Annotated in this window: 1 protein-coding gene (running past one end of the window); it reads left to right on the top strand. The window is 42.0% G+C overall.

Annotation, left to right across the window (positions count from 1 at the left end; all coding sequences use genetic code 11):
* Positions 1-16: 16 nt before the first annotated feature.
* Positions 17-14,608, top strand: partial view of an SDR family NAD(P)-dependent oxidoreductase gene (locus OCI93_RS19925; protein WP_261627137.1) — the 5' portion only. 1,950 nt of this gene lie beyond the right edge of the window; only the first 14,592 of its 16,542 coding nucleotides appear in the window; the start codon lies at positions 17-19; its stop codon lies beyond the right edge, outside the window.

Genomic DNA, 14,608 nt, shown 5'->3' with positions numbered 1-14,608 from the left:
GTAGTGTATTTGTATTATGGATAAGAATAATAAGATAAAGCGTTTTATTTTAAGGCAGCTAAAGGAACAACAACTTTCTCTTACGGAAGCAAAAAAGTTACTAAGCAGAGCACAGCTTGAGCCAATTAGGCAGCCACACCCGTTTTTGCAGTTACTTTGGGATGAAGCGCAAAATACAATACATTATCAAGGCTATTTTAGTGGACATGAGCCTTATGTTGCTGATCATCAAGTACAAGGGCAACACATTCTACCTGGTGTGTTATTTTTGGAAATCATACAAAGTGCAATATTAGATGCGTTTCAAATAAATGACGAACTGCCGGTTCAATTGTTGGATTTTATATGGCTCGCGCCTGTTGTTTTCCAGCAAGGAGGCTTGAAAGTTTCACTCACTCTAGATTTAAGTGATGAAAAGCGTTTGCGCTTTGAGTTATCAAGCGAGCTTCAGAGTCAACGTGTAATTCATTGTCAGGGTGATGCTCGTATCTGTGCAGGTGTAGAGCCTGAAATCATAGATTTATCGCAAAAACGTACCCAATGTAAAAAAGTGCTTAGTGGTGAGCAATGTTACCAGCAGTTTTCTCAAAGAGGGATTTTTTATGGTCCATCCCAACAGGCCATAGTTGAGTTGGCGCGTGGTGATGAAGGCGTGATTGCTCGTTTGCAGGACCCTGATCAAAAAGGCTTCTACCCTGGTAGATTGCGTTTAACCCCCAGCTTAATGGATGCAGCATTACAAGCATGTGTGGGCTTTTATGGTGAACAAGACAATATCCCAAAAGTGCCATTCACGTTTTCCTTTTGCCAGCAGTACTTCCCTTTTGAAAGTCAAATGCAGGTATGGGTTCAGTCAACAGGTAAAGATAGATTCGATTTAGCGGTTTGTGATATGAGTGGACGTCTGGCGTTGAAGCTTAAAGGTTTGATGATCAGAGCGATTAAGCAAAGTACTACACCTCACATTTATGTACCTCAGTGGCAAATTTCACCAAGCGATGAGATAGCTCCGCCATTGTCAACGACATACGCATTATTGCTTGGTTTGAACGAACATAAAGTACACCTGACACAATTGGGCCATCAAGTTCAGCACATAGAGTTACAGCAAACTACTACTTGGCAGCAAAGAGCACAGCAATTCCATCACTGTTTTGAAAGCATAAAAGCGAAAATAAATGACATGGCTATAGCATGCAGCGATACGACGCCATTGTTACTACAAGTTTTATTGACGCACAATTGTGCAAGATCAATTCATTCGGGTATCAGTGGGTTGTTGGCAAGTGCAAAAAAGGAAATCCCCGGATTTTTTGGCCAAGTAATTGTTATTGAAGAAAAAACGAGCTCAAATTTAATTGATCAGTATTTAGCAGAAAATCAACATCACAAAGAGACGGGATACGTACAGTATCAAGGAGAACAGCGGCATATATTACATTGGCAAGATTGCATTGCGCATCAGGCGAATAATACAGAGCAATTACTCAAAGCACGTGGTACATATTTGGTGGTTGGTGGCCTTGGCGGAATAGGTCGTCATATTTCGCGTTATTTAGTCTCTTTAAACAATAATATAAATCTCATATTGCTTGGCACTCGGCCATTTAACGATGAGATGCTACCCTTCTTTACTGAGCTCAGCCTTAAGGGTACTCGTGTTCACTATGAATCGTTGGATATTGGCAGCGCACCAGAGCTTGCCGCAGCTATAGAAAAGGTTCGAGCCAATTTTGGTGAGATCAAAGGTGTTATTCATTGTGCTGGAGTTATTCAAGATAGCCTGCTGAGCAATAAGTCCTCACAAGAAGTTAGCGAAGTGTTTGCCCCCAAAGTAAATGGTATATTAAATCTTGATGCGCAAACGGCCTCTGAACCACTGGATTTTTTTGTGGCATTTACGTCAGTTAGTGGTGTAGCTGGGAATATGGGCCAAAGCGACTATTCAGCTGCCAATGGCTTCGTTGATGGCTTTATGCATGAACGAAATGACTTGGTGTCACGCAAAAAGCGTTATGGTCAAAGCCTCTCTATAGCATGGCCTTTATGGCGAGATGGAGGCATGCAAGCTACCGCGCAAATGTTATCAGTGTTAAAAAAGCAGGGTGTAGAGCCATTAGAAACAGAGACTGCACTTCAAGTTTTCCATAATGCAATGTTGTTAGAGGCTAGTCAGGTTTTAGTTGTACCTCATGTGGATATGAAGGAGGGTGAACAAGTACATTCGTCGTCACCTGAGTTACCACAGGCTACATCAGCCGCCTTACATGGTATATCAGTTGACTTGAATAAAGGCCATTTTATAAGAAATTATCTCAAGACGTTGATTGCCAAAGTAACAAAGCTGTCGAGCGCTAGACTAGAAGATGATGTATTGTTTGAAAAGTATGGTTTGGATTCGGTAAAAATTGTTGAGTTAACAGCATTACTTGAGAACACTTTTGGAACTCAATCAAAAACATTGTTTTTTGAGTATCAAACTGTGGATGAGATGGCTAACTACCTTTTGAAAAGATATGAGGAGCAAGTCTCTAAACTGGTTCTGGCTTCAGCTGAGAGTGATGCCATATTGACTGAAAGCATCTCTGACCAAATAGATACACAACCGATATTGTCCGTATCTTCAGACAACGATGATATTGCTACGTCATTGAGCAATTATTTACGTAAACTGCTGGCAGATGTTACTAAACTGCCATTGCAGAGAATCGAAAACGATGTGTTACTTGAAAAATATGGTTTGGATTCGGTAAAAGTGATGGAGGTCACTCATGCGTTAGAAACTAATTTTGGTGCTTTACCTAGAACTTTGTTCTTTGAATATCAGACAGTAAATGATTTGGTAAATTATTTCGTTAATACCTATGATGAGCAAGTAACACAACAGTTTATTCTTGAAAATTCACAGCACCCTACACAAAGTAGGTCGTTCAGTACGTCGTCAACACTGAACGTCTCTTCTGAGACAGAACATAAAGAGTTGCCTGTATCTGAACATATAACAGCACTGAAAAAAGCCCTTAGAGAGATACTCAGCAGTGTTACCAAACTTTCTACAGATCGTATCAAAGACGATGTTTTATTTGAAAAATTTGGTATCGACTCGGTAAAAGTGATGGAGATCACAAGCCAGCTAGAGAAGACATTTGGTGCTTTGCCAAAAACGCTGTTTTTTGAATATCAAACCTTATCTGAACTGGCGGAATATTTTGCTCTTAACCATCAACAAAATAGTCGCGCGTGGGTGACAAACATAGAGAGTACTAGAGCATCTGTTGCGGCTTCAAAGATGGCATCGGATAGTGTTGAGTTTGACCACAAGAAAGACTCTCTACTTATTGAAAAATCAAAAGAAGATTTTACCTCTTCTTTATCGGTAGCAAAACTTGTTACGGAGCCTAAAAATTGTATAGAAAGCCAAGATAGCGTTGCTGTAGTTGGGCTAGCTGGACGCTATCCAATGGCTGATTCACTTGCCGATTTTTGGCAAAATTTAGTGCAAGGGCGAGACTGTATATCGCAGATCCCGGAAGAGCGATGGGACAACTCTCTATTTTTTGACAGTAAAAAAGCTTCGATAGGCAAGATACATAGTAATCATGGTGGATTTATGTCAGGGGTTTATGAGTTTGACCCGCTATTTTTTAATATTTCACCGCGTGAAGCCAAGTTTCTTGAACCACAAGAAAGGCTATTTTTACAGACAGCATATCATGCTGTAGAAGATGCTGGTTATACTCGACAAACCATTAGTAATAATACCGGTGTATATGTTGGCACCATGTACCTAGAGTACCAGATGTTTGGTGAGCTTGCAGAAGTTGGTAGTGTAGCCTTACCTGGCAGCCCTGCTTCAATTGCCAACAGGGTGTCACACTTTTTCAACTTAGATGGCCCTAGCATGGCTATTGATACCATGTGTTCGTCTTCTCTTAGTGCACTGCATTTGGCATGTAACGCTATTAAAAATAAAGAAATTGAAATGGCTATTATTGGGGGGGTAAACACCTTGTTGCACCCCAACAAGTACTTATTGCTCAGCCAAGGGCAGTTTATTTCGCAGCAAGGGTATTGTAAGAGCTTTGGAAAAGGTGGCGAAGGATATATACCGGGTGAGGGTGTTGGAGCGGTTGTATTGGTTCCACTTAGCATGGCCCAAGCTGAAGGTCGACATGTGTATGGTATTATTAAAGGTACGGCGTTGAATCATGGTGGCCGAGCCAATGGATTTACGGTACCAAACCCTAATGCTCAAGCGAATGTAATACGTAATGCTCTTGCAAACGCAGGGGTTGAACCACAAACTATTTCTTACATTGAGGCTCATGGTACGGGTACTTCTTTGGGGGACCCGATAGAGATTTCTGGGCTACAAAAAGCGTTTAGCAGCGCTGAACATAGCCATTGTGCAATCGGTGCTGTGAAGTCCAATATTGGGCATTTAGAAAGTGCAGCAGGAATCGCATCTTTGACAAAAGTGTTATTGCAATTACGACACAAGCAGTTAGTTCCCTCTTTGCACTCCTCACAACTTAATCCAGATATTGATTTCGCGAGCTCACCATTTAGCGTGCAGCAACACCTTGAACCTTGGCATAATGATGAGGCTTTGCCACAAAGGCGTTCAGGTATTTCTTCATTTGGTGCCGGGGGGGCAAATGCCCATGTGGTAGTTGAAGAGTACATAAATGAGGTACTTCCGCCTATTAAGGAAAAGGTCAGCAAAGCTTTTCCTGTAGTCATTTTGATATCAGCAAAGGATGAAGCAGCGTTAAAGCGCCAAGTACGAGTTTGGTTGGATGAAATATCAAGTAAAGAAGACATGTATTGTGATGGTCAGTTGCGCTCAATTGCACTTAGCAGCCAGTTAGATAAGGAAGCGTTAGAGTTTCGATTGGCTGTGGTGGTGGAGTCTATCGTGCAACTTAAAACAATACTCGAGCATTACCTAAATACGCATAACAATAACGGTTTGTCATCTGCTGGTCTGTTTTATGGTCATAGCCTATTAAATAGCAATGCCCAAGCGCAATCTTTCGATTTATGGCCACAGTCAGTTGTAAATGGTGTGATCGAACGTGAGTTAGCTTTAGCGTCAGCTAAGGCATGGATTGAAGGTGTACATATACCTTGGCAAACACTTTACTTAAACACTATCTTTACTCGCTTTAAGTTACCAACTTATTGCTTTGCCAAAGAATCCTATTTTATTGCACACACTACTAAGTATCAAGCTAAAGAGCATACTCAAGTGACGAAGCTTAATTCTTTGCACCCGTTACTGCAGCAAAATGTGTCTACATTGGGCAAACAGTGCTTTAGAACTTTGTTTACAGGAAATGAGCTTGAGTTACGTGACCATTTGATCCAAGGGCGGCGGATTTTACCCGGTATGGCTTATTTAGAAATGGCATATCAGGCTGTGTGTCAATCATTACCAATTTCAGAGCACACGATCACTTTGCGCAATATTGTGTGGTTAGCACCATTGCAAGTGAATTCACACGATGTTTGCACGCATACTCACATCAGCACAAAACAAAATGGTGTGGTGCAATTTGTGATTAGTACGCTCGATGATCAGCAAAATGAGCAAGTGCATTGCAAAGGCGAAGTAATTTTGCATGTGTCGGCGACTGTTCCTCAGCAAAAGAGCTTTGAGGACGTCAGTGCTCCAACAAACTTTTTGGTAGAAAACTTAGCTGACTTTTACGAACAATTGAAGGTGCAAGGTGTCGAGTATGGCAGCAGTTTTCAATGTTTAAATTCTATTGCTGTGGGCGAGTGTGGTGCTGTGGCAAAGTTGCAAGTGCCTAAAGAAGTTGTAGCTTCTCATCATTTATATACCTTACATCCGTTTATTTTAGATGCCGCGACGCAAGCATGTGCGTTTTTGTTACACCACAAATCAACTGCTCCTACAGCAATGAATTTAGCTTTTTCATTACAAGATTTGACGGTTTACGGCGCATGCACTGAACGGATGATAGCTACCATTGTACCTGTTGGAGAGTCGGGTGGTTCACAGAAAGTCAATATTGAATTGTTTGATGATAAGGGCTGTCTGCAGGTTAGTCTGGCTGGGTTATCATTCCGTGCTCTAAATAAAGCCGCAAGCGATATTAATACAACCAAAGAGATCGTCACTTCGGCACCAGTATGGATACCTATATCGACATTAGATAGTCACCAGCAATCTGGCCGATCTTTACGTTTAAGTTGGTCGATTGAACATGGATTGTTATGCCATATTAATGGGACAAGTCCCGTACATGTTACACCACACTCAGAGGTAGATTGGTTAGCTAATACTTTGGCAGAGCATGTTGTTGTTGAAAATATTATATTGGATATTACCAAATCCACAGACTCATCTGAAACATACTCATACAACGAATACGCACAAAACCCGTTAACAACAAGTTTGCTCAAGTTGGTCCAAGCTTTGTTGCGATGTGACTTGGATAGAAATAGCGTTAATTGGATTGTTTTAACTGTGCAAGCGCAAGCTGTTTTGGAAAATGAAATCGCAGTTCCTCAGATAGCAGGTCTCTATGGCCTGTTAGGTACAGCGGTTAAAGAAAACCCAAATTGGTGCGTGAAATTTATTGATTTGGATGACGGTACGCAGTTTGATGATGAAATACCGACGGTTAAAAGTCGCCCTGAAAGCTATTTGTCACGTCGTGCAAACCAATGGTTTGAGCGCCGACATATCAATGTAATGCCAGATCCGATAAGTAGCAGTCGATTTATAAGAAATGGTGTCTATTTGCTTGTTGGGGGGGCTGGCACTGTTGGGTATGATTTGAGCTTATACCTTGCGCGCGAATACAACGCACGAACCATTTGGCTGGGACGTCGAGCATTAAATGAAAGCATACAGCAAAAACAAGATAGCATTGCCAACTTTGGGCCAAAACCTTTTTATTTATCTGTGGATGCGGCAGATCCAGTCGCTTTGCAGCAGGCACATGAAGCGATAACTCAGCAGTGTGGTGCTGTTAACGGCATTGTGCACTGTGCGATGCAGTTACACAGTAGAAGCATACAAAGTTTATCGCGCGAGGACTTTGAAAATACACTTAAAGCGAAACAAGATACCAGCGTCCATATTGTGAATATTTTCAAGCATGCACAGCTTGATTTTGTATTGTTTATCTCATCAATTAGTGCGTTTATTCGAGCTCACGGTCAAGCTGGGTATGCGACAGGGTGTAATTTTATTGATCAGTTCGCAAATTATGTGGCTCAGCAATGGCAAGTGCCAACAAAGGTTATGCATCTTGGCTACTGGTATAATGAGTTGTTCTATAAATCAGAGCAATCCTTAGGGCTACGTAACTGGCTAGCACGTGAGGGAATGCAAGCCGTGCAGCCTGAGCAAGCAATACAAGCCATTGAATATTTACTATCCAGCCATCTCTATCAGATGGCATATTATGGTTTAAACGATGAACAAGCCCACTTTGGGTTACCGATACAAATATCACACACACTTCATAGTGCGCAGCAGCAATTTGTAACCTCACCTTCTTGGTATGCCCAATTACCATCTTTAAAGATGGAAAAAATGGCACGTGCTGATGAATTACCTATCTTATTAGCTGACATAGAAGCAGTGTTGATACAAATTTTAGCTTCGCATATTAACGAGTTAACAGAGTTTGAAGCACTGTCAAATGGGCTTTCTAAATGGTGGAAAGCCAGTAATAATATATTGCAGCAATCGACTAAGACAGAAAATGTTGTTATGTCCATTGATGAGTCTGTTGTTTTGTGGCAAAGCAAAACGGCACAATGGCGAGACCATCCAGTATTAGCTGAGCAAGTCGACCTTCTAGATACTGCAGTGCATCATCTTGCTGGGATACTTAAGGGCCAGATAAGTGCGCAACAAGTGCTGTTTCCTAAATCAGATATAGCTATGCTCGAGCGTGTTTACCAAGATAGTCCGAGTGCTCGATTCTACAACCAGTTATTGAGTACTGCCGTAGTAAAAGCAATTGAGTTTAAATTATCAGAGTCGGTATCAGAGGGTAAGCAAGCGGGTTTCAGGATCTTGGAAATAGGTGCTGGTACAGGTGGCACGACATCTGCGGTGCTACATGAGCTGGCCAAGCATGGTTTTAATGTCGAACTTTACGACTTTACGGATATTTCAAAAGTGTTTCTTGATCATGCGAAGCGCAAATATGTGGCGAATTATCCTTATGTAAAGACTCGCATACTTGATATTGAACGAGACCCAAGCGTACAAGGAATTGAAACAGGAAGCTATGATATTGTCATAGCAAGCAATGTGTTACATGCTACGAAAGACATACGTAATACGCTGTTTAACAGTCAGGCGCTGTTGAAATCTGGTGGTATATTGTTACTCAACGAAATCAATGATGCCAGTATCTTATCTCACATGACATTCGGTCTAACAGAAGGTTGGTGGCGATTTGATGATGTAGATATGCGGCTTGAGGGAAGCCCTGCCTTGTCATTCTCGCATTGGCAAAATGTGTTAAGTCAGACCCATTTTAGAGATATTAAATTGCTCGGTGTACAACAAGATAGCATGGGCCAGCAAGTAATCTGCGCTCATAGTAATGGGCTATATTTGACCAGTAATGAAGACATTAAGCACTCGCCATCAATCGCTTATGACGCTGTAGTTGATGGTGACCCTGTCGAAGTTAGCCGTGAACAAAAAGATGGTCGGGCACTACTAGCGGTTGTGGTCGAGCAAGTAACACAGGCTTTAGATATCGAGCCAGAAAGATTTGATATGCATCGCCCATTTAGCGAGTTTGGCCTAGATTCGATTTTAGGCGTAAGTGTTACGGAAAATATTAATCAAGCATTGGATATCGCCTTGAATCCTACGGATCTTTTTGATTATGCGACTGCCAGCCAACTGACCGAATTTATTGAACGACAGTTTGCTCCCAGTGTTGGTTTAATCCAACAGCATATTAAGGGTACGGATGGTGTACAACCTGACATTACTTTTGCCACTGAGCATTCTATCTTGCCAGACGCATTGAACGAGATCGCGATTATAGGTATGTCAGGATGCTTTCCTGGTGCTGAAGATGTAGAGTCTCTGTGGAGAAACATACAAACTAAAGCCAATTGTTTGAATTCGCTCTCTTCGTTTGCGCAACGAATGACGGGAAACGAGACCTTTGAACAAAGTGATATTACAGCTGGTTTTTTAGAGAGTATTCAAGAGTTTGATCCACTGTTTTTTAATATTACACCCCGCGAAGCTGCGGCGATGAGCCCTAATCAAAGGTTATTGATGCAGCAAAGCTGGAAAGCTCTTGAAGATGCAGGTTATGACCCGACGCAACTTAAGCAGCATAAGCTGGGTATTTTCGTAGGAGCGGAACCAGCTGGGTTTGCCAGCGAGTCTTTCACTGGTTCTTCGGATGCAATAGTTGCATCGAGAATGGCTTATTTCCTAGACACAAACGGTCCGGCATTGGTGGTAAACACAGGTTGTTCGTCTTCTGCTGTTGCAATTCATCTTGGTGCTGAGAGTTTGCGCAGTAAAGACTCCGATATGGTGTTGGCTGCGGGGGCGTTTGCTCAGTTATCAAGCAGTGGGCTTAGCATGCTAGCGCAAATTGGTATGCTCAGTCCCTCGGGAAAATGTAGAACCTTCGATCATCATGCAGATGGTACTGTGCTATCAGAAGCAGTTGCGGTTGTTGTGTTAAAAAGGTTGATGGATGCAGAACGAGATGGAGATATTATTCATGCCGTACTGGCTGCTTCAGGTATTAACCAAGATGGGACTAGCAATGGTATTACTGCCCCAAATGGTAGAGCGCAGCAATCTTTAATTACTGATACTTATAAAAAGTTTGCGATTAACCCTGAGCACATTAGTTATGTTGAAGCTCACGGTACAGGGACTCCATTAGGGGATCCTGTAGAAATCAAAGCATTGAAACGTGCATTCAGTGAGTTTACTGGTAAGTCTGCATTTTGTGCGTTGGGGAGTATTAAACCCGACATTGGTCATACATCTTCGGCGTCTGGTGTCACGGGACTTATCAAGGTGCTGTTGGCCTTAAAGCATCAGAGTTTACCTAGTTTGAATCACTTCTCGAAGCTTAACCCAGCAATCGAGCTTGCGGGTTCTGCTTTTTACATTAGTGAACATCATCAACACTGGCAAGCAAATGATGGACAAAGGATGGCAGCTATTAACTCCTTTGGTCACAGCGGCACAAATGTACACCTAGTTGTTAAAGACTATACAAAGAAACAAAACCGGGGAGTCAGTTTGCCGGACAATACTATGAATAATAAAGTCATCATTCCTATTTCAGCGAAAAAGGTCCCTCAGTTAAAGCTCTATGCTGAAAGGTTGCTATCACATGTCAATGAACTCAGACACACGAGTGTTCAGCATGTGGATACCGCACTATTGTCCATAGCTTATACCCTGCAAACAGGCCGAGCTCAGTTTGCGCACCGTGCAGCATTTATTGTTCGCAGCCTAGATGATTTGGCGCAGCAACTGGAGCTATACATCAACGTGGGGCATGGCGAGACTGCTTCGGCGAACAACGCATCGCTAACAAAAGAACAAATATTTGCAGATTTACAGCACTATTATGAGACGCATCCAGTCGATGTAGTCAATCAGTGGTTGGCGGGTAACGCATTTAACTGGCAAAGTATTTATGGCCCTATAAAGCCCGCAAAAATGCAACTTCCTACCTATGTGTTTGAAAAACGAAATATGGATCTGGATATCCGAACAGAGCAGCAAAATATGTTGAAAAATAGTGTTGTAGAAGAGGTAAAACCCACGCAAACAGTAGCAAAGAAGTACACTAATAAAGCGACTGAATTTTATTCACTAGGCGCGGAGCCTTCCAGCACAGAGTTTAGAGAAGAATACCTCACATTTGCGCCATTTTTTGAACGCCGTAAAGGGTTTTCAATGACCAGTTTCTTCCTTGGTTTACCAATGGAGCAAGCTGAGCGTGATATGGTACTGGTGAAGCAGCGTGAGTTACGTCAAGTATTGTTCTTTAAAGAAAATTTTTCACAGCTAAATCATGTGCTGGACATTGGCTGTGGCCATGGTACTGATGTGATCCAACTTGCTGCACTGTATCCAAATCTGAAGGTGAGTGGTTATACGATCACAGGATCGCAAGCACAATTAGGAAACGAAAGGATCAACCGCCAAGGTTTGAGTGAACAAGCGAACATCTATCACAGAGATAGCTCGTCGGACCCTTTTCCAAATAAATATGATTTAGTATTTGGTATTGAAGTTACGTTTCATATTCGAAATAAACAAGGCGTGTTTGACAACATTGCAAATGCACTTCACGAGGGTGGGCGATTGGTGCTAATGGATTATATTTCACATTTGAGAGGTGAAATTAGAGATCCAAATGTTGAGGTGACCATTCCGACGTTACAAACTTGGGCTGATGTGTTGGCCGAAGCAGGGCTTGCTGTAGTTGAAAACATAGATGTGTCGCAAGAGATAGCCAATTTTTTATATGATCCACAGTTAGAAGACAACATTGCAGACTTGCAAGAGGTTGCCCAAAGTACGCTGCGCAACTATGCAAATCAGAGCATTTCATTGGAACAAGGTTGGATCTCATATTGCCTTATTAAAATTGAGAAAAATACCCACATGTCTTTCGCTCAAAGACAAGAAAGCAATATACGTGCACTAAAACAGAGCATGTCATATGCAGATGCTGTGGCACAGATGCATACACTAGGGGAGCCTCCTTACCCTAAATCACAGCCAGTATTTGCTAAGCAAAGCAAGCGCTCATATGTGGGTGAATTAGCACTATACCAGCCTCAACTCGAGACTCTAAGCGTGCAAGCATCTCGCTCGTTAACACAACCAGTACTGGTATTGTTGGCACCTGAGTTGGCTCAGTATGCAAGTGAGTTATCTGCTACTTCACATTTAGTAGAAGAATATTTGATACTAGATCATTTTGACTTTGAAAGTGCTCATCTGGCGAAGACTGCAATTGAAAAAACATTGCGAATTCTGCAAAAGAGAATCAAGCAACATGGTCGTGGCTTAAACATTAAACTTATCTTAACTCGTAGACACGAACTTGCTGTACATGCTTGTTATGCAGCAATGTTAAAGACTATAAGTATTGAAAGTACAAATATTGATTGCCAGACAATTTATGTTGGCAATGCAAATAGCCATCTAGATTTGCTGAATGCATTAGAGAGCGGCCAAAACCACTTGGATTGTAAAGAACTGCATTATGCTCCTGAGCAGCCTCTCGCAACACGCATACTAAAACAAAGTACGTTGATAGATAACTTGTATTTTTCACTAGAGAAAGGACGTCAGCAAAGCTGGGCAGACGCAGGAGTCTATCTTATTACAGGTGGTTTGGGAGGGATTGGCCAAACATTTGCCAAAGAGATTTTGACAACCACCCAACGAGCGGTGGTTATCTTGGTCGGTCGTGCTCCTTTGGATACTCAGCGCTTGGCAAAATTAAAGCCCTATGCACACTATGGTGACCGCATTCAATATGAATCTTGTGATGTTGCAGATGCGAACCAAGTTGAGCGACTCATTCAATCAATTGAGTCTAAATTTGGCGTTCTATCTGGTGTTATCCATAGTGCTGGGTTGACCAATGACGGTGCATTTATCGGTAAACAGTGGTCTCAAGTAGATGAAGTATTGCGAGCTAAGATTGACGGTACAATCAACTTGGATTTATCAACTCGCCATAGCCAGTTGGCTTTCTTCGCTGTGTTTACTTCAATTTCTGGATATTTTGGTAATGCAGGGCAGGCTGATTATGCGCTAGCCAACGCATTTGCTGACAATTATATTACTCATAGGCGCACTCAGACGAATGTTGGTCATTCGATAGCAATAGCGTGGCCACACTGGTTGTCTGGCAATTTGCATTTAGAGGCCTCTGTTGCATCAGTTGCTCAGCAACTAGGACTTAGTAGCTTGCATTCTCAAGAAGGGTTGGCGGCATTTTATCATGCATTGGCGAACGAAGGTGGTTGCTATGTAGTGTTTAAGGCCGATTTAAAAAAATTAACCAGCGGATATTTAAGGCATTATTTTGATGCTCAACAAATTGAACCTGATTCTGCCCCAACAGACATTGATCATGCTACGCATGAAAATGTAATACAAGCTGTCGTTGATGTATTCCAGCAGGTTCTGTATCTGAATCAAGAAGATTTGTCGGCTGATAGCCAATTTATTGAAATGGGTATTGATTCTATCAATGCAGTACAAGTCACTGAGGGTATCAACCAAAAATTCTCTCTATCATTGCCAACTAGCATTATGTTTGAGTTTGACTGTATTGCAAAAGTTGCTGCGTACGTAGCTGAACACACAACACAGAGCATTGCATTCTCGACCCCCGATATAGACGAAGATCTAGCTCATGTACTGACACAACCAAGCAATATTTTGAACACTGCAGAGAAAACTTTGGCTGATATCATAACGTATCTAGAGTCGTTATTTGCGGAAGTATTCGGTTTATCTCATGGTGAGTTTGACAGAAATAGTTCTTTTCAATCATTTGGACTCACTTCAATTAATGCGATTGAACTCATTGAAGCTATAAATCAACGCTGTGATAGTCATTTACCGACAAGTATTATCTTTGAATGTGATTGTATTTTGTCATTAGCCAATTATATGCAATCTCAAGGTATCGCGCCGCAAAAGAGCCAAACGCAGTCACAACAGAGCGCAAGTGCAACGGCGCAAACTCCAGAACAAGTTGAGCATATGGGGCCTACTTTTGCTTCGCTTGCAACAGGTGAGGCTACATCAGGGGTAGCCATTATCGGGATGGCGTGTTGTGCTGGTGGCGTTAAAGATTTAGATGAACTGTGGCAAACGGTTCAGACGCAAACAGTAAAAACTGATGTCGTTAAAGATGTTCAATGGCTGGAGTTTTTTCAGCAATATTGTCCAGATTTGGGGCCATTGAACTATGGTGCGATGCAAAATTTGGAACAATTTGATGCTGCTTTTTTTAATATATCTATCCGTGAAGCAGAGGCGATGGATGCGGCGCAAAGAATTATGCTTGAACAGTGCTATCTTGCCATTGAAGATAGTGGTTATGCTGCAGAACAGTTGAGGGGTAAAAGAGTAGGGACTTTTATTGGTTCGATGGGAAGTACACCCAGTGCAGCTGATATGTCCCATCATTCAATGTTAGGAACAGAAACCAGTGTTTTAGCTGGTAGAGTAGCGCACTTCTTTGATTTTTCTGGGCCGGCATTAGTGGTAAACACAGCTTGTTCGTCATCTCTTGTTGCTGTGGATATGGCATACAACAAATTGATTCAAGGTCAGATTGACTTAGCATTGGCGGGCGGGATCACCATCTATACTCACCCTAGTGCATTCGTATCGATGCAAAGAGCAAATATGTTATCAAAAAGTGGCGCTTGCAGACCGTTTGATAACGCTGCTGATGGTATTTTAGTGGGCGATGGTGCTGGTATAGTGATATTAAAGCGCTTACAAGATGCATTAAAGGACAAAGATGACATTTATAGCGTTATCAGAGCTAGTGGTACAAACCATGATGGT

Origin of the sequence: Pseudoalteromonas holothuriae (genome assembly GCF_945859825.1) — a bacterium.
In the GTDB taxonomy this organism is placed as follows: domain Bacteria; phylum Pseudomonadota; class Gammaproteobacteria; order Enterobacterales; family Alteromonadaceae; genus Pseudoalteromonas; species Pseudoalteromonas holothuriae.
The sequence above is the reverse complement of the archived record's forward strand: the minus strand, read 5'-3'. Positions and strand labels throughout refer to the sequence as shown.